Raw genomic sequence first — 18,196 nt, forward strand, 5'->3', positions numbered from 1 at the left:
CGCTTGACACGATCATTTCATCTCTTATTCTGTTACAAAAACATGAATTACATAATTGTGGAACTTAATCGGGAGCCCTCATATGAAAACGCTTGTCGCATTCCTGCTCGGCACTGCGCTCGTCGCCCTGCCTTCGACCTTGCTTGCTGAGGAGAAGGGCGGCGTCATCAATGTCGCGACGATCGGCGAGCCGCCGACGCTCGATCCGATGTCCTCGACGGCCGATCTCGTCGGCATCGTCACCCAGCATATTTTCGAAACGCTCTATACGTTCGACAAGAGCTGGAACGTCACGCCGCTTCTGGCCGAAAACCTGCCCGAGATCAGCGCCGACGGGAAAACCTATACGATCAAGCTCAGGACCGGCATTAAGTTCCACGACAATAGCGACATGACCTCGGACGATGTCGTCGCCTCGCTGAACCGCTGGATGAAGATCGCTTCGCGCGGCAAGCAGGTGGCGGGCTTCATCGACAAGATCACGGCTGCCGATCCCTCGACCGTCACGATCACGCTGAAGCAGCCCTATGCGCCGCTGACCTCGCTGCTTGCCTTCAACAATTCGGCCGCGATCATCATTCCTGCGGAAAAGCAGGACGAGCCGATGAAGGAGTTCGTCGGCACCGGTCCCTATATGCTGAAGGAGCGCAAGGCCGACCAATATATCCAGCTCGTCCGCTTCGACGGATACAAGTCGCGCGAAGGCGACAGCAATGGTTATGGCGGCGCCCGCCATCAATATCTCGATGAAATCCGCTTCGTGCCGGTGCCGGATCCGAACACCCGCGTCGAGGCCGCCGTGTCCGGCCAGTATGATTATGTCGATTCGATCCCGGTCGAATCCTACGACAAGCTGAAGGCTTCGACCGCCTCGCAGCCGGTCATGCTGAAACCCTTCGGTTATCCAGTTTTCGTCTTCAACACCAAGGAAGGTGTTGCCGGGAATGTCGAGGTGCGCAAGGCGATCCGCCAGGCGCTCAGCATGGAAGACATGCTGGCCGCCGCCTTCGGCAGCACGGATTTCTATGCGCTCGACGGCGCCATCTATCCGAAGACCTTCTCCTGGTCGACCGAAGCCGGCGCCGAAGGCGCCTATAATGTCGCCGATCCGGAAGGGGCGGCCGCTGCCGCCAAGAAGGCCGGTTATAATGGCGAGCCGATCCGCATCCTGACCAGCCGCCAGTACGAGTTCCACTACAAGATGGCGCAGGTCGCCGCCGAATATCTGAAGCTCGCCGGCTTCACCGTCGATATGCAGGTGGTGGACTGGGCGACGCTGACGCAGCGCCGCACCGATCCGAAGCTCTGGGATATCTACATCACCCACAGCCCCTTCCTGCCGGAGCCGGCGCTGATCGGTTCGCTCTCGACCAGTTCGCCCGGCTGGTGGGATACGCCGGCCCGAAAGGCCGCCGTCGATGCCTTCACCTCTGAAGTCGATCCGAAGAAGCGTGTCGCACTCTGGGCCGATGTCCAGAAGGCCGTCTATGCCGATGCGCCGTTCATGAAGATCGGCGATTTCAACGCCGTCTCGGCGAAATCGGTCAAGCTCGAAGGCGTCGATCCGGCTCCGTGGCCGTATTTCTGGAACGCGTCGATCAAGAAGTAAACACCGCCGCCGGCACCGGTCCTTCGCGGCCGGTGCCGGTTTTCTTTTCTGCCGCATCCGCAAGGGCTTGAAGGCCAGCATTCATGATCCGCTACATCCTCCAGCGCCTGTTCGGCATGATCGTCGTGATGTTTCTCGTCGTCACGATCGTCTTCGTCATCGTGCGCGTGACGCCGGGCGATCCGGCCGCCGTCATGCTCGGACCGGATGCGACGCCGCAGGATGTCGCCGATCTGAGGGCCCGGCTCGGCCTCGATCAGTCGCTCGGCCTGCAATATCTCTACTATATCGGCCAGCTGCTGAAGGGCGATCTCGGCCAGTCGATCTTCCTCAACATGCCGGTGACGTCGGCGCTGATCGACCGGGCCGAGCCGACCTTCTTCCTGACGCTGTTCTCGCTCGCCATCGCCAGCGTCATTGCGCTGCCGATCGGCATCTATGCCGCCTATCGGCGCGGCTCCTTCGTCGATCAGGCGGCAACGACGCTCGCCATGTTTGCCGCCAGCATTCCGAGCTTCTGGCTCGGCCTCATCCTGATGCAGTTCTTCGCCGTCAGGCTCAATCTCTTCCCGGTCTCGGGCTATGCCGGGCCGGGCTCGACCTTCGCCGACCGCATGTATCATCTGACGCTGCCGGCCTTCGCGCTCGGCATTGTCTCCTCGGCGCTGATCCTGCGTTTCACCCGTGCCTCGATGCTCGACGTGCTCGGTGACGATTATATCCGCACGGCGCGCGCCAAGGGGCTGGTCGAGCGCAAGGTCATCCTCAAGCACGCGCTGAAGAATGCGCTGATCCCGATCCTCACAGTGCTCGGCCTCACAGCGGCGGTGCTGATATCGGGCGCCGTCGTCACCGAGACGGTTTTCGGCCTGCCGGGCGTCGGCAATCTCGTCGTCTCGGCAGTGCTGCGCCGCGACTACCCCGTCATCCAGGGGGCGCTGCTCGTCATCGCCGCGCTCTACGTGCTGATCAATTTTGCGATCGACATGCTCTATCTGCTGGTCGATCCGAGGGTGCGCTACTGATGGCCGATATCGCAATCAAGCCCGCCGAGAGCGAGGGCAGCAAATTCCTCCGCCGCCTGCTGAAGCGCAAAACGGTGGCCTTCGGCCTGCTGATCCTGACGATCTTCGTGCTGCTGGCGGTCTTCGCGCCCGTTGTCGCGCCCTATTCGCCGTCCAAGCTTTCGATCGTCAACCGGCTGAAGCCGCCGGGCGGCACCTTCTTCTTCGGCACCGACGAGTTCGGTCGCGACGTCTTCTCGCGGACGATTTTTGCCGGCCGCCTGTCGCTGCTGGTCGGGGCTGCGGTCGTCAGCCTGTCGGCTGTGATCGGCGTCACCCTCGGCCTGCTTGCCGGCTTCTTCCAGAAGCTCGACACGCCGATCGCCCGGCTGATCGACGCGATGATGGCCTTCCCGGATATTCTGCTGGCGATCGCCCTCGTCGCCGCGCTCGGCCCGTCCCTCACCACTGTCATCATCGCGCTGTCGATCGTCTATTCCCCGCGCCTGGCCCGCATCGTCCGCGCCTCGACGCTGGTCATTCGCGAGCTGCCCTATGTCGAGGCGGCAAGTGCGCTCGGCATCTCGACCTTCCACATCATGACCCGGCATGTGCTGCGCAATCTGCTGTCGCCGATCCTGGTGCAGGCCACCTTCCTCTTCGCCAGCGCCATGCTTGCCGAAGCCGGCCTCTCCTTCCTCGGCCTCGGCGTCAGCCCGGAGATCCCGACCTGGGGAACGATGATCGCCGCCGGCCGCCAATATATCGGCCAGGCCGACTGGATGACGCTGTTTCCCGGTGTCGCCATCATCCTCTCGGTGCTGTCGCTGCAGATGGTCGGCGATGGCCTGAGGGACATGCTCGATCCAAGACTTCGCAAGGACCTTTAATCCGCCGACCTAAATCGGCCAATCCAAAACCAAATTCGCCAATCCAAAATTCGCATGACAGGAGTTTGCGTGAATCAATTTCCCAACGCCGCCGGCAAGGTTGAGAACTCGCCTTACCAACGGTTAGCCGCCCTCGGCATCAAGCTGCCGCCGCCGCCGCCGCCGATCGCCAATTTCGTGACGCATGTGGTGGAGGGCAATATGCTCTACCTCTCCGGCCAGGGGCCGCGCGAGGCCGACGGCTTCCTGCATGCGGGCAAGGTCGGCGGCGGCGTCGGTGTGGAGGAGGCCTACCGGCATGCGCGGCTGACCGGCATCAACCTGCTTGCCGTGATGCATGAGGCGCTCGGCGATCTCTCCCGCGTCAGGCGGGTGGTCAAGCTGCTCGGCATGGTCAATGCCGTGCCTGAGTTCGAGGATCATCCGAGCGTCATCAACGGCTGCTCGGATCTGCTGATCGCGGTCTTCGGCGCGGCCGGCGAACATGCCCGCTCGGCCGTCGGCTTCGGCTCGCTGCCCGGCAACATCACCGTCGAGATCGAGGCCATCGTCGCCTTGCATGGCTGAGGCGCTTTGATGTTTGGAGTGGTCTTCGGATGAGCTCTTTCTATTTTAACCCAGGCTTTTGCTCCGGCTGCTCGACACTGCCGGATGATCGCGCCATGTTCGGCTTTTCGCCCCAGACTTCCGGAGATCTTCATGCCCGATGATATCAGACCTTCGCTCGGCCTTCGCCCCGTCATCAACGTGTCCGGCACGATGACCAGCCTCGGCGCCTCGATCGTCGTTCCGGAGGCGATCGCCGCGATGACCTCCATCCTGCCGCACTTCGTCGAGATCAACGACCTGCAGCGCAAGGCAAGCAGCGTCATCGCCCGGCTGACCGGCGGGGAAGCCGGCTTCGTCACCGCCTCCTGCTCGGCCGGCATTTCGCTCGCCGTCGCCGGCGCCATCACCGGCGATGATCTGCTGGCGATCGAGAAGCTGCCGGATGCCGTGCCCGAGAAGAACGAGGTGCTGGTGCAGATGGGCCATGTGGTGAGCTATGGCGCCCCGGTCGATCAGGCGATCCGGCTTGCCGGGGGCAAGGTCGTGCTCGTGGGGCAGGCGACCTCGACGCACCGTTTCCACATGGAGAAGGCGATCACCGACAAGACCGCCGCCGCCGTCTATGTCGTCTCCCATCATGTCGTCGATTACGGCCTGCTGAACCTCAAGGAATTCGTCGAGATCGCCCATGCCAGGGGCGTGCCTGTTATCGTCGATGCGGCGTCGGAATATGATCTGAGGATTTTCCTCGAGCAGGGGGCCGATATCGCGCTCTATTCCGGCCACAAGTTCCTCGGCGGCCCGACCTCGGGCATCGTCGCCGGCCGGAAGGAATTGGTGCGCCATGCCTTCCTGCAGAATATGGGCATCGGCCGCGGCATGAAGGTCGGCAAGGAAAGCATCTTCGGCGTCATGGCGGCCCTCGAAGCCTGGGAAAGCCGCGACCATGCCGGCATCCGTGAACGCGAGACCGGTTATCTCAATCTGTGGAAACGCACGCTCGACGGCCGCCCCGGCATCACCGCGCTGATCGAACCCGACCCGACCAACAATCCGCTCGACCGGCTGCGCCTGATCGTCGATCCCGAACAGGCGCATATCACCGCCTGGGATCTCGCCGATGCGCTGGCAAGGGGCAACCCGCCGATCATCGTGCGCGACCATGAAGTGGAGCACCGCTACTTCTATCTCGACCCGTGCAACCTGCATCCGGGCCAGGAGGTCATCGTCGCAAACCGCCTGGCCGAGGAACTCGACAAGGCGCGCGCTTCCAACGAGATCATCGCAACCCCGATCGAAAACCGCAGCAGGCATCGCTTCGACGGCTTGCTGCGCTGGCCGGATTGATCCGCCGTTCTCATCCGCCACAAGAGGAACCGACATGGGCAGCGTCCAAGCACAATCGATCGAGACCGCCATCCCCGTTCTTTCCGTCGAGGGGCTGACGACGTCCTTTCTGGTCGACGGCGCCTGGAAGCCTGTCGTGCGCGACGTTTCCTTCACCGTGGCGCCCGGCGAAACCGTGGCGATCGTCGGCGAATCCGGCTCGGGCAAGAGCGTCACCTCGCTGTCGATCATGCGGCTGCTGCAGGCGGAAGTGAGCCGCATCGAGGGCCGCGTCATACTCGGTGGGCGCGATCTGCTGGCCTTGCCGGAACAGGCCATGCGGCAGGTGCGCGGCAATGAGGTGGCGATGATCTTCCAGGAGCCGATGACATCGCTCAATCCGCTCTTCACCATCGGCGACCAGATTTCCGAAGCGCTGCTCTGCCATTCCGATATCAGCAAGGCCGATGCCCGGGCCGAGACGATCAGGCTGCTGGAAAAGGTCCGTATCCCCTCGGCCGCCACGCGCTTCGACGAATATCCGCATCGTTTTTCCGGCGGCATGCGGCAGCGGGTGATGATCGCGATGGCGCTCGCCAGCCGGCCGAAACTCCTGATCGCCGACGAGCCGACAACGGCGCTCGACGTAACGATCCAGGGCCAGATCCTCGATCTCATCAAGATGCTGCAGGAAGAGGAGGGGACCTCCGTTCTCTTCATCACCCACGACATGGGCGTCGTCGCCGAGATCGCCGACAGGACGGTCGTGATGTATCGCGGCGAACAGGTCGAGAGCGGCCCCACCGCCGATATTTTTCACCGCGGCAAACATCCTTACACCAGGGCGCTGCTGTCGGCCGTGCCGGTGCTCGGCTCGATGCAAGGCCGTCAGCGGCCGCTGCGTTTTCCCGTGGTCAATACGGCGACAGGCGAATCGGACATACCGGCCGAGGCGGCCGATACCGTCGCTGCGACGCCGGTCCTTGAGGTCAAGAACCTCACCAAGCGTTTCGACATCCATTCCGGCCTGTTCGGCCGGCTGACCAGCCGCGTGCATGCGGTCGAAAACGTCTCCTTCGATCTGCATGCCGGCGAAACCCTGTCGCTCGTCGGTGAATCCGGCTGCGGCAAGTCGACGACGGGCCGCGCCATCATGCGTCTCATCGAGCCGCAGGCGGGTTCCGTTCTCGTCGAGGGCAGGGAGGTGCTCGGCCTCGACAGGAAGGATCTGCGCGAGATGCGCAAATCCGTGCAGATGATCTTCCAGGATCCCTTCGCCAGCCTCAATCCGCGCATGACGGTCGGTGCGGCGATCGCTGAGCCCTATCTCGAACACCGGATGGGCAATTCGCAGCAGGCGAGGGACGTCGTCGCCGACCTGCTGGTCAAAGTCGGCCTCTCCCCGGATATGGCTTCGCGTTACCCGCATGAATTTTCCGGCGGCCAGCGCCAGCGCATCTGCATCGCCCGGGCGCTCGCCTTGCAGCCCAAGGTCATCGTCGCCGACGAAAGCGTGTCGGCGCTCGATGTTTCGATCAAGGCGCAGGTCATCAACCTGATGCTCGACCTGCAGCAGAGCCTCAACCTCGCCTTCCTGTTCATTTCGCACGACATGGCGGTGGTCGAGCGCGTCAGCCACCGCGTGGCGGTGATGTATCTCGGCGAGATCGTCGAGATCGGCCCGCGCGCCGCCGTCTTCGAAAATCCGCAGCACCCCTATACCCGGAAACTCATCGCCGCCGTGCCGGTGCCCGATCCCGACCGCCGCCACGAAAAACGCATGGTGGCGAATGACGAAATCAAGAGCCCGATGCGTGCCGTGGACTACCAGCCTCCGGCCACCTTCTATCGTGAAGTCGGGCCGGGCCATCTGGTGATGGCCGACCGGTAGCGAAAGGCGTTGGGAGTTGCCTAACGGGCCGGCGGCGCATAAAGCAGATGCAGAGACACCTGCCTGGAAAGCCGCATCAATGGACAAGACAGAGTATTTTTCGAAGCTCGGCGGTTTGCCGCCGCAGACCCAGCTGCTTTCCGGCAGGGCCGTTTTCACCACGGCTTACGCGGTCATCCCGCGCGGCGTCATGAGCGACATCGTCACCAGCCTCCTGCCGCATTGGACGGGAACGCGGGCATGGGTTCTCTCCCGTCCGCTCTCCGGCTTCTCCGAAACCTTCTCGCAATATGTGATGGAGGTTCAGCCGGGCGGCGGAAGCGACCGGCCGGAGCCGGACAGCCGCGCCGAGGCAGTGCTCTTCGTCGTCGAAGGCGGCATGACGGTGGAGCTCGAAGGTGTCGGCCATACGCTGCGCGCCGGCTCCTTCGTCTATATTCCCGCCGGTTCGGCTTGGCGTCTAAAGAATGACGGCTCGGCCGCAGCAATCTTCCACTGGGTCAGAAAGGCCTTTCAGGAGGTCGAGGGGCTGGACCCGCCGCCGGCGATCGTCACCCATGAGGACGACCATCCGATCCGGGCCATGCCCGACACCGACGGCCGCTGGGGCACGACCCGTTTCATCGACCCTGCCGATGTGCGCTACGACATGCACGTCAATATCGTCACGCTGGAGCCGGGCGCGGTGATCCCCTTCATGGAGACCCATGTGATGGAACACGGGCTCTATGTGCTTGAGGGCAAGGCGGTCTATCGCCTCAACCAGGACTGGGTCGAGGTCGAGGCCGGCGATTTCATGTGGCTGCGCGCCTTCTGCCCGCAGGCCTGCTACGCCGGCGGCCCCGGCCGCTTCCGCTATCTGCTCTACAAGGACGTCAACCGTCACATGAAGCTCTGGTAGGCCCCGCGTCGGCATGCCGCCGGCGCGTCTGCGCGCACCTGTCCGGTTGCTTGACAGCTCTCTCGAATGCCCGCATCGTCCTTCGATGCAGGATATGGATTCATGGCTGTCGGAGAAGAAAGAGATAGGCCGGAGAAACGCTGCCGAAGCGGTCTTCGAAGATATCCGCACGGCTATTGTTAGTCGGAAACTGGCGCTCGGCACCCGTCTTCCCGCGGAGGTGCAGCTTGCCGAACGTTACGGCATCAGCCGGGCGATCGTGCGTGAGGCGCTTCGCTCGCTGCAGACGCTGGGGTTTACGCAAACCAGGACGGGGCGGGGCACGTTCGTCGTCTCGGAGAGCCCGGCGCGGCAGCTCGGCGGCGGCGCCTATTCCGCCCGCGATCTCATGGAGGCGCGCCCCTGCATCGAGATCCCGGCTGCGGGCTGGGCGGCATTGCGGCGCTCGAAGGACCAGCTGGCGTCGCTCTCATCCTTGTGCGACCGGATGGACGAGGAGGAGGACGTTCAGACATGGGTGCGGATGGACGCTGAGTTTCATGGCGAGATCGCCGGAGCCTCGGGCAATGCGATCTTCCGGAAAGTCGTCGCCGATGTCCGCGGCGCTCTTTCGACGCAATCGGAACTGGTGGAGCATGTTCGCGGCCGGCGCAAAGCCTCCAACGCCGAGCACCGCCGCATTCTGCAGGCCATTGCCGCAGGCAGCGAGGCGGATGCGCGCGCCGCCATGGCGGAGCACCTGCTCGAGGTCAAGCGCTCCATCATCGGCATTGCCGGTGAAGAGCGCGCGCCGCTGACGATATGATTTCCACTGTCGCGCCCGGATATCCGGGTCGCTGCCGATCGAATGCAAAGCGATGAATGATCTAGAAAGCTGGCTTTCCGACTCCGCGATCCTCAGTCGAAAAAGCGCCTCGGAACTGGTTTTCGAGGAGTTGCGCAATCTCATTCTGTCCGGCCGCTTTGCCGCCGGTTCGAAGCTGCCGTCGGAAGCGAAACTCGCGGCAAAATACGGTGTCAGCCGCCCGATCGTGCGGGAAGCGCTGCGCTCGCTGCAGATTTTGGGGCTGACGGAGACGCGGACCGGGAGCGGGACCTATGTGCTTACCGCCGCAGGCGACGGAGATATTCGCTACGGCAATTATTCGGCGCGTGATCTGGTGGAGGCGCGTCCCTTCGTCGAGGTCTCCGCGGCCGGCTGGGCGGCGCTGCGCCGGAGCGACGATGAGCTGTCCCGGCTGCTGGCGCTTTGCGACCGGATGGAACAGGAAGAGGATACCGAGGCCTGGGTGCGGCTGGATTCGGATTTTCACGGGCTGATCGCCGAGGCATCGAAGAATGCCGTCTTCCGCGACATCGTCGATGACGTCCGCGAGGCGATGGCGCAGCAATCCGGGCTGCTGACCGCCTTGGGGCCGAGGCGTCAGGAATCGAATGAAGAGCATCGCGCCATCGTCGAAGCCATCCGCAAAGGGGCGGAGGCCGAAGCCCAGGCGGCGATGGAAATTCATCTCAAGAAGGTCGAGGCGGCTGTCAGCCGCATCATCGGCGCCGAGCCGCGCTAAAGTCCGTCGCGCAGCGTAGGGAAGCGACGTTGTTCAGCCGCCAGACACTGTCTTTCCACAGGCCGGCGGTGACGCATCCACAAATAGCAGAGTGAAAATCCTTGACTGCAAGGTGGTTTTTCCTTTAATCGCCAAACCTGTCAGACCGCATAGCAGATTAACATCTTTATGGCATCTGCGCGGAGGGGCGGCCGGGAGGTTGCCGAACCCATGGATAGGGAGGAGAAATGACAGTGATGCAATCCAACAGAAGCGAGGCCGATGGCCAGGTCTTTGCCGAGGAGGAACTCGGTTACCACAAGGCGCTGAAGCCGCGGCAGATCCAGATGATCGCCATCGGCGGCGCCATCGGCACGGGGCTGTTTCTCGGCGCCGGCGGCCGGCTTGCCGCTGCCGGTCCGGCACTTGTGCTGGTCTATGCCTTGTGCGGCTTTTTCGCTTTCCTCGTTCTGAGGGCTCTCGGCGAACTGATCGTCCATCGCCCGACCTCGGGCTCGTTCGTCTCCTATGCCCGCGAATTTTACGGCGAAAAGCTCGCCTTCGCGGTCGGCTGGATGTATTGGTTGACCTGGGCGATGACGGCGGTCGCCGACGTCACTGCGGTCGCCCTCTACATGAATTTCTTCAAGGCCTATGTCCCGTGGATCGCGATGATCGATCAGTGGGTGTTTGCGCTGGCGGCGCTGGTCCTCGTCCTCTCGATGAACCTCCTGTCGGTGAAGGTCTTCGGGGAACTGGAATTCTGGTTCAGCCTCGTCAAGGTCCTTGCCCTCGTCGTCTTCCTGATCGTCGCCGTCTACTTCGTCGTCACCGGCACGCCGATCGATGGCCATGTTCCGGGCCTGAACACGATCACCGATTTCGGCGGCATGTTCCCGAACAGCGTCCTGCCGGCTCTCGTGGTGATCCAGGGCGTGGTCTTCGCCTATGCCTCGATCGAGCTGATCGGCACCGCCGCCGGTGAAACCGAAAATGCCCGCAAGGTCATGCCGCGGGCGATCCGCACGGTCGTTCTGCGCCTGGTGATCTTCTATGTCGGCTCGGTTCTGCTGCTGTCGTTGCTGCTGCCTTATACCGCTTATAAGGGCGGCGAGAGCCCGTTCGTGACCTTCTTCGGCAAGATCGGCATCCAGGGCGCCGATGTCGTCATGAACCTCGTTGTGCTGACCGCCGTCCTGTCGTCGCTCAATGCCGGCCTCTATTCGACCGGCCGCATCCTGCATTCCATGGCGATTTCGGGCTCGGCCCCGGCGGCACTGGCGAAGATGAACCGATCCGGCGTGCCCTATGTCGGCATTGCGGTGACGGCTGTCGTGACCGCCTTTGGCGTCGTGCTGAACGCCGTCGTTCCGGCAGAAGCCTTCGAGATCGGCCTGAATGTCGCTGCTCTCGGCATCATCGCGGCGTGGGGCGTGATCGTGCTCTGCCAGCTCAAGCTGTGGCAACTGTCGCGGCAGGGCAAGCTGGCACGGCCTGAATTCCGGATGTTCGGCGCGCCTTATACCGGCCTGCTGACCCTGGGCTTCCTCGCCGTCGTCGTGGTCCTGATGGCCCTCGACTATCCCGTCGGAACCTATACGGTCGCGTCTCTGGCTCTGATCATTCCGGCGCTGGTGGTCGGCTGGCTCTTGATGCGGGAGCGCATCCACATGCTCGCCGTCGAACAGGGCGAGGATCGCGGCGGTTTCGATCTCGCCTGACATCGATCGAGAATCCGAGCTTGCTCCGGCGGCGCATGCCGCCGGGGTGCGGCATAAATGGAGAGAGACATGACCCCGAGTGAGGATTTCGTCGTCACCGATCGTGGCGGGATCGTCGAGAACAGTCATCGCGTCCACGCGGCTGTCGTCGATGCCAAGGGCAGGCTGCTCTACACGCTCGGAAATCCGGCGCGTATGACGCTTGCCCGGTCCGCGGCAAAGCCGGCGCAGGCGCTTGCCATCCTGGAGACGGAGGGCGTCGAGCGTTTCGGCTTCGATGATGCGGATATTGCGCTGATGTGCGCGTCCCACAGCAGCGAAGAGCGGCATATCGCCCGCACGCGAACCATGCTGTCGAAGATCAAGGCCGAGGAGGCCGACCTTCGCTGCGGCGGCCATCCTTCGCTGTCGGAAACGGTGAACAGCGCTTGGATCAGGCAGGATTTTATCCCGACGGCGGTCTGCAGCAATTGTTCGGGCAAACACGTCGGCATGCTTGCCGGCGCCCGGGCGATCGGGGCAGGCATGGAAGGCTACCACCTGCCGGATCATCCGATGCAGGGGCGGGTCAAGCGCACCGTCGCCGAACTCTGCGATCTGGACACCCGGGACGTCGAATGGGGGATCGACGGATGCAATCTCCCAACCCCCGCTTTTCCCCTGGACCGCCTGGCCCGCATCTATGCCAAGCTTGCCGCGGCAGCGGATGGGGAAGAGGCGGGCGAGGCTCCGTCGATGCGGGGGGCGGCATTGGGCCGAATCTTCCACGCAATGACGCGCCATCCTGACATGGTTGCGGGCGAGGGACGCTACTGCACGCTGCTGATGCGCGCATTCGGCGGTACCCTCATCGGCAAGCTCGGAGCCGATGCCAGCTACGCGATCGGCGTGCGGGCCTCGGATGAAACCCGGCGATTGGGAACGGACGGGGCGCTCGGCATTTCGGTCAAGATCGAGGACGGCAATCTTGAAATCCTTTACGCTGTCGTGACGGAGCTCCTTGAGCGGCTCGGCATCGGCTCGCCTGATATCCGAAGCCAGCTCGCGCCGTTCCATCATCCCCAGCGCGTGAACACGATGGGCGTCACAACAGGCGGCGTGTCTTTTCCGTTCAAGCTGCGGGGATCGAAGCCGGACGAGGACGATCCTCGTCCTGCCGCTCTGGCCCGATGACGTCTGCGGACGCGGCCATTCCGCCGCGTCTGCGCCCATCCTCTTCTTCATCCCGTCGCCGCAATGCGTGCGCGCCGCGCCCCTTTCGAAAGTTCCTGCCATGACGACATCCGATATGACTGCTATCCGCGTTGAGCACGACCTGATCGGCGATCGCGACATACCGGCCTCTGCCTATTACGGCGTGCATACGCTGCGCGCGGTCGAGAATTTTCCGATTACCGGTCAGACCCTGAAGGAATCGGCGGATCTGATCGCATCGCTGGCGGCGATCAAGCATGCGGCGGCTGAGGCCAATGTTAGCCTCGGCCTTCTGGATCAGGAGCGGGCCGACGCGATCATTGCGGCCTGCATCGAAATCCGCGACGGGGCGCTGCACGACCATTTTGTCGTCGATCTGATCCAGGGCGGGGCGGGAACCTCGACCAACATGAACGCCAACGAGGTGATTGCCAACCGAGCGCTCGAAATCCTGGGGCATGCCCGCGGCGACTACCAGCACCTGCATCCGAACGAGCACGTCAATCTCTCGCAATCCACCAACGACGTCTATCCGACGGCGTTGAAGCTTGCCGCATGGATCGGCGTTCACCGTCTGGTCGACGCCATGGCGATCCTGCGCCGCTCGTTCGAGGTCAAGGCGGTCGAGTTCGCCGACGTCCTCAAGATGGGCCGCACCCAGTTGCAGGACGCCGTGCCGATGACGCTGGGGCAGGAATTCGGAACCTATGCGCTGATGCTGGCGGAGGACGAGGCGCGCCTCTCCGAAGCGGTCTCGTTGATCCGCGAGATCAATCTCGGCGCAACGGCGATCGGCACCGGCATCACTGCCCATCCGCGGTATGCGGCGCTGGTGCGCGAGCGCCTGTCCGATATCGTCGGAGTCGATCTGGTGACGTCACCTGACCTGGTGGAGGCGACGCAGGATTGCGGCTCCTTCGTGCAGCTTTCGGGCGTTCTCAAGCGTGTGGCGGTCAAGCTCTCCAAGACTTGTAACGACCTGCGGCTTCTGTCCTCGGGGCCGCGCGCCGGCTTCAACGAGATCAACCTGCCGGCACGCCAGGCTGGCTCCTCGATCATGCCCGGCAAGGTCAATCCTGTTATCCCGGAGGTCGTCAACCAGGTCGCCTTCGAGGTGATCGGCAATGATGTGACGATCACCATGGCCGCGGAGGCCGGCCAGCTGCAGCTGAACGCCTTCGAGCCGGTGATCTTCTACAGCCTCTATCGCAGCCTAAGTCATCTCACCAATGCCTGCCTGACGCTCGAGGCGAATTGCATTCGAGGCATCACCGCCAACCGCGAAAGGCTGCGGCAGATGGTCGAGCAATCGATCGGCATCGTGACGGCGCTCAACCCCTATATCGGCTATCGCAACGCCACCGAGGTTGCGCTGGAAGCGCATCATTCGGGACGAGGGGTCTACGAAATCCTTCTCGAACGCGGCCTGATGCAGAAGGAGCATCTCGATGCGGTGCTGCGCCCGGAAACGCTAACCCGGCCGAGCGAGAAGCTTTCCTTCTCGTAAAGGCGTGCGGCTCACTTAGCTTCCGGGCGACACTCAGATGTGGGCGATCACGCCGCCTTTGCTTGCGGCTTGGCAGCCTTGACGTGGGTTACGCTGCGGCGGCCGTCGATGCTGACGGGGACGTCACCGTCGACGGTGGCGCGGCGCACGACGCGGTGCTGGTCGCCATAATCGTTGACGGCATAGTGCTGGGTGGCGCGATTGTCCCAGATCGCCACATCCCCGGCGCTCCAGCGCCAGCGCACGGTATTTTCCGGGGCGGTGACGTAGGACTGGAACACCTCGTAGAGTTTTGCGGAGTCGCTCTTCGACAGGCCGACAAGGCGCTGAACGAAGTTGCCGAGCAGCAGCGTTCTTTCGCCGGTTTCCGGATGGACACGGACAACAGGATGCTCGGTCTCGTAGATGGTCGAGGTGAATACTTCCTCGAAATGTTTCTTCTCTTCGGCACTGGCGCGAGGGCGCACGGCGGCATAGTCATAGGCATTGCTGTGAATGGCCCATAGATTGTCCGCCAGTAGTTTCAGCGGTGCCGGCAGGCTTTCATATGCGGCATGGGTATTGGACCAGATCGTGTCGCCGCCGGCCGCCGGAATGACGACGCCGCGAAGGACGGAGAATTTGGGATAGGCGTCGACGAAGGTGACGTCGGTGTGCCACTGGTCCGCCCTGCCGCCGCCGCGGCTGGAATCGAGATTGAGGATGGACGCCGTGCCGGAGACCGGTCCCTGGGTTGGATGCGGCACGAGATCGCCGAGGCGGCGCGCGAAAGCTTCCTGTTCGGGATCGTCAAGATGTCCCTGATCGCGGAAGAAGATGACCTTGTGCTTCAGGAGAAGCTGGTTGATGGCTGCCACCATTGCATCCGAAAGCTCTCCGCCGAGGCGGATACCCTTGATTTCGGCTCCGACACGGCCGGTCAGCGGGACGATATCGGAACTCGGGAATGATCTGATTTACGAGAACCGGATTGCTCATGGAAATCTCCTGTTTGATTTGGGAAGAAGTCGGCAGGTCACATGCGCCCAAGGATGCATCCATTGGGCGTTCGAAATTCAACGCTGAAGTCGAGAGGGCTATGGAACCGCATAATCTATAAAATCTGTAGACAATAATTTCTAATTTTGCCTGTTTTCGTGAAACAGCCGCTTCGATTTCCTCGTCAGCGGGAGGCTGGCGGCCGCTGCCGTTTCTCCGTATCTTCCGCCAGCGGCGTCGGATCGCCGAGCAACATCATGGTTGCGGCCGTAGATCGGCGCCCGGAAAGGAACTTTCGATGGCAACAGTGAAACTTCTGTCGGATCAAGAGGCCGCAGCCATTCCGGCCGTGCAAGCCGTGTTCGATGACATCAGGGCGACACGCAAGACCGATTTCATCAACAATTTCTGGCGTGCTCTTGCAAACGACCCCGCAAACCTCAAGCGGGTATGGGAGACGCTCAAATCGGTCATGACGGTCGAAGGCGCCATCGATCTGTTGACCCGCGAGATGATCTACATAGCGGTGTCGACGGCCAATGCCTGCCAGTACTGCGTTCAATCCCACACCGCAGCCGCCCGGGCGCGAGGGATGACCGATGCCCAACATGGCGAACTCCTGACGATCATCGGGCTCGCCGCGCAGACAAACCATCTCGCCCTCGCCATGCAGGTTCCGCCCGATCCGGAATTCGAGGTGCGATAGGAAACAACGGACGATTCGCATCAAGGCGTGCGACTGCTCGCCGCAAGGCGTACTTCTGCCAGCGGCGAGCGAAAGCGAAGATGGGGAACGCGGTTGTATCACTCTGCAGGTTGCCTGAGCGGGAGCGGCGCCACTGCTCGGTCTCCAGTGAGACTCTGCTGACCTATGCCTACGATCAGTACTGCAGACAAGCTGGCTGCGACCGAAACCCAAAAACCATTGCTCGGGCCGTAAGTGTCGACCACCCAGCCGGAGACGAAGGCGCCGAGCGCCATACCGATTCCAATGCCGGTCATAACCCAGGTCACACCTTCCGTCAGCATCGATTCCGGCACGCGGCGCTCGATGAGCCCGAAGGCGGTGATGAAGACGGGTGAGATGGCGATGCCGCTCACGAAGACTGCGAACGCAAGGAACCAGACAGAACTGCTCGCGACAAGAAGTGGTAGAGCGGTGAGCGCAAGCACGCCGACGGCGATTAGCAGCTGGCGTTGGAGGGCCAGCTTGGGGTTTATTGCTCCAATTATGAGGCCAACCATGAAAGAGCCAATGGCATAAACGCCGATGACGAGGCTGGCAGCTTCGGGCCGCCCGAGCTCTTTGGTAATTGCAACAGCGCTGACCTCAGCCGTGGCGAAGGTAGAGCCGACAAAGACCAACGCGAGCGTGATAATCTGGACCGGGCGCAGCCAGATTGCCGACCGTTGGTGGGTGTCCATATCGACCGGGCGCACTTTCGGTTCTGTCGACCGCTGCACGAGAAAGGCAAAACTGCCGAGCGCCATGAAGAGAGTACTCACGATCATGCCCGCCTCCGGGAACAGCGAGACGGCCAGGCCGACAGAAAGCGACGCGCCAGCGATATAGACAAGTTCGTCCGCAGCGGATTCAAAGGCGAAGGCTGTGTTAAGCTCAGGTCTGTCGCGAAAGATCTCTGTCCAGCGGGCACGCAGCATTGCTGGAATACTGGGCATTGTTGCAGCAAAGAGTGCCGAGAGGAACAGCGTCCACGAAGGCCAACCCTGGTTTGCGGCCCCGATCAGCGTCCCGAATGCGATCACCGAGACGACGGTGGTGGGGATCAGGACGGCCCGTTGGCCCAGCTGATCCACCTGCCGCGAAATCTGCGGGGAGATCACGGCGTTGGTCAGTGCAAAGGTCGCGGAGACAGCGCCCGCGAGCCAATATTCTCCATGAGTCTGAGAAAGCATGGCGACGATACCGATCGGCGCCATCGCTATTGGAAGGCGGGCGAAGAAACCTGCAGCGGAAAAGCTTTTGGTACCGGGCGCGCGGAAAATTTCTACATATGGATTATGCATCGGCGTGTTCCGTGTTAGAGCTAACGCCACGTACATACGCAACGTATGCAAATGTGTAATCAAATGCACGGCGTATGTCAATTGACATACGATACGTATGAGAATGGATGATGGAGGACCTATGCGCAGGTCACGTAATGAAATGATTGCTGAGACTCGGGCTAAGCTCTTGGCTGCGGGCCGAAGAGCATTTGGTGCCTCTGGTTACGCCGAAGCTTCCATGGACGACTTTACAGGTAAAGCCGGACTGACGCGCGGCGCTCTTTATCATCACTTCGGCGACAAGAAAGGACTGTTCGCGGCCGTTGTTGCCGAGATCGACAGCGAGATGACGGCCCGACTCTGCGAGATCTCTTCTATGGCATCGACGCGCTGGCAGGGCTTCGTGGATGAGAATATTGGTTACGTCCTAATGGCGCTGGAGCCGGAACTTCAGCGCATCATGTTTCGTGATGGGCCGGCCGTTCTCGGTGATCCATCGCAGTGGCCGAATGCAAACGGCTGCATCGCCGCGGTTGCCCAAAGTCTCGAGACCTTGAAACAAGAAGGTGTCATCGTCGATATCGACCCTGAAGCCGGTGCTCGCCTGATCAACGCCGCCAGCAGCAGTGCGGCGCAATGGATCGCTAATGCCGAAAATCCGGATGTCATCGCGAAGCGGGCTGTAGAGAGTTTTCGAACCTTTTTGGAAGGCCTGCGCGCCAATAAAGTTGACTAGGCTGGCGCTGTCGACTTGTTGGTACGATCGCCAGCCATATCGCAGAAAGGAGCGCCCAGGGCAGAAAAGTCAGCTAGGGCTGGCGGAGATCGTTGGCAACCGTCGAGAAGTAGCCGCTATGCGCCTTGCCGGCCGAATTGGCGCGCCATCTCATTGACCGGCACCTTGCGTTCCACAGGCCGGTGCAGGCGACGGCGATCGGCGAGGGTCAGCTGCAAATAGCAGTCGGGACATTCACAGCAGTTTTAAATTGCAATATGTGGCGTAATCTATCTTATGGAACTTGAATGCGTTAAACAAACGCAGCCGCATAACGCATTGAAAAATATTCGACAA

15 protein-coding genes and 2 pseudogenes are annotated in these 18,196 nt (G+C 62.1%); 14 read left to right on the forward strand and 3 right to left on the reverse strand.

Going from position 1 to position 18,196, the window contains the following annotated elements:
• Positions 1 to 82: 82 nt before the first annotated feature.
• The 12 genes from MHI61_RS04260 (at position 83) to aspA (ending at position 14,136) form a co-directional block, all read left to right on the forward strand.
• Positions 83 to 1,609 (forward strand): ABC transporter substrate-binding protein, encoded by a 1,527-nt coding sequence (locus MHI61_RS04260; RefSeq protein ID WP_239789658.1) that lies wholly within the window; start codon positions 83 to 85, stop codon positions 1,607 to 1,609.
• Positions 1,610 to 1,692: 83 nt separating this feature from the next.
• Positions 1,693 to 2,634 (forward strand): ABC transporter permease, encoded by a 942-nt coding sequence (locus tag MHI61_RS04265; protein ID WP_239789659.1) that lies wholly within the window; start codon positions 1,693 to 1,695, stop codon positions 2,632 to 2,634.
• Positions 2,634 to 3,503, forward strand: a complete 870-nt coding sequence (locus MHI61_RS04270) for an ABC transporter permease (protein ID WP_239789660.1) — start codon at positions 2,634 to 2,636, stop codon at positions 3,501 to 3,503. The genes MHI61_RS04265 and MHI61_RS04270 overlap by 1 nt, the downstream gene beginning before the upstream one ends.
• A gap of 54 nt (positions 3,504 to 3,557) precedes the next feature.
• Positions 3,558 to 4,070: a RidA family protein gene (locus MHI61_RS04275; protein ID WP_239789661.1), complete on the forward strand. Its 513-nt coding sequence runs from the start codon at positions 3,558 to 3,560 to the stop codon at positions 4,068 to 4,070.
• Positions 4,071 to 4,202: 132 nt separating this feature from the next.
• Positions 4,203 to 5,399, forward strand: a complete 1,197-nt coding sequence (locus MHI61_RS04280) for an aminotransferase class V-fold PLP-dependent enzyme (RefSeq protein WP_097608605.1) — start codon at positions 4,203 to 4,205, stop codon at positions 5,397 to 5,399.
• Positions 5,400 to 5,433: 34 nt separating this feature from the next.
• Positions 5,434 to 7,269, forward strand: coding sequence for an ABC transporter ATP-binding protein (locus MHI61_RS04285; RefSeq protein ID WP_239789662.1), 1,836 nt, complete (start codon positions 5,434 to 5,436; stop codon positions 7,267 to 7,269).
• A gap of 79 nt (positions 7,270 to 7,348) precedes the next feature.
• On the forward strand, positions 7,349 to 8,170 hold the full coding sequence (locus MHI61_RS04290; RefSeq protein WP_097664063.1) for a bifunctional allantoicase/(S)-ureidoglycine aminohydrolase: 822 nt from the start codon (positions 7,349 to 7,351) through the stop codon (positions 8,168 to 8,170).
• Positions 8,171 to 8,255: 85 nt separating this feature from the next.
• Positions 8,256 to 8,975: a FadR/GntR family transcriptional regulator gene (locus MHI61_RS04295; protein WP_239789663.1), complete on the forward strand. Its 720-nt coding sequence runs from the start codon at positions 8,256 to 8,258 to the stop codon at positions 8,973 to 8,975.
• 52 nt (positions 8,976 to 9,027) lie between these two features.
• On the forward strand, positions 9,028 to 9,735 hold the full coding sequence (locus tag MHI61_RS04300) for a FadR/GntR family transcriptional regulator (protein ID WP_239789664.1): 708 nt from the start codon (positions 9,028 to 9,030) through the stop codon (positions 9,733 to 9,735).
• A gap of 227 nt (positions 9,736 to 9,962) precedes the next feature.
• Entirely contained in the window at positions 9,963 to 11,435 is a 1,473-nt protein-coding gene (locus MHI61_RS04305) for an amino acid permease (protein WP_239789665.1), read from the forward strand.
• 69 nt (positions 11,436 to 11,504) lie between these two features.
• Complete coding sequence (locus MHI61_RS04310) at positions 11,505 to 12,608, forward strand: asparaginase (protein WP_239789666.1); 1,104 nt, start codon at positions 11,505 to 11,507, stop codon at positions 12,606 to 12,608.
• A gap of 100 nt (positions 12,609 to 12,708) precedes the next feature.
• Positions 12,709 to 14,136 carry an aspartate ammonia-lyase gene (aspA, locus tag MHI61_RS04315; RefSeq protein WP_239789667.1) on the forward strand — a complete coding sequence of 476 codons (1,428 nt, stop codon included), beginning with the start codon at positions 12,709 to 12,711 and terminating at the stop codon, positions 14,134 to 14,136.
• A gap of 47 nt (positions 14,137 to 14,183) precedes the next feature.
• Here the strand turns inward: aspA and MHI61_RS04320 are convergent.
• Positions 14,184 to 15,114: pseudogene (locus MHI61_RS04320) on the reverse strand (TauD/TfdA family dioxygenase).
• Between the two features lie 298 nt (positions 15,115 to 15,412).
• Between MHI61_RS04320 and MHI61_RS04325 the strand changes: the two are divergent.
• On the forward strand, positions 15,413 to 15,820 hold the full coding sequence (locus MHI61_RS04325) for a carboxymuconolactone decarboxylase family protein (RefSeq protein ID WP_239789668.1): 408 nt from the start codon (positions 15,413 to 15,415) through the stop codon (positions 15,818 to 15,820).
• Positions 15,821 to 15,918: 98 nt separating this feature from the next.
• On the opposite strand, the gene MHI61_RS04330 is transcribed toward MHI61_RS04325, so the two are convergent.
• On the reverse strand, positions 15,919 to 17,142 hold the full coding sequence (locus tag MHI61_RS04330) for an MFS transporter (RefSeq protein WP_239789669.1): 1,224 nt from the start codon (positions 17,140 to 17,142) through the stop codon (positions 15,919 to 15,921).
• Between the two features lie 121 nt (positions 17,143 to 17,263).
• Here MHI61_RS04330 and MHI61_RS04335 point away from each other — a divergent pair, with 121 nt between their 5' ends.
• Positions 17,264 to 17,860: a TetR/AcrR family transcriptional regulator gene (locus tag MHI61_RS04335; RefSeq protein ID WP_239789670.1), complete on the forward strand. Its 597-nt coding sequence runs from the start codon at positions 17,264 to 17,266 to the stop codon at positions 17,858 to 17,860.
• A 79-nt stretch (positions 17,861 to 17,939) separates the two neighbouring features.
• Here MHI61_RS04335 and MHI61_RS04340 read toward each other — a convergent pair.
• Positions 17,940 to 18,078 (reverse strand): annotated as a pseudogene (locus tag MHI61_RS04340) (IS30 family transposase); the annotation flags it as partial.
• Positions 18,079 to 18,196: the final 118 nt, after the last annotated feature.

It is taken from the genome of Rhizobium sp. K102 (assembly GCF_022385315.1).
Taxonomy (GTDB): Bacteria; Pseudomonadota; Alphaproteobacteria; order Rhizobiales; family Rhizobiaceae; genus Rhizobium; species Rhizobium croatiense.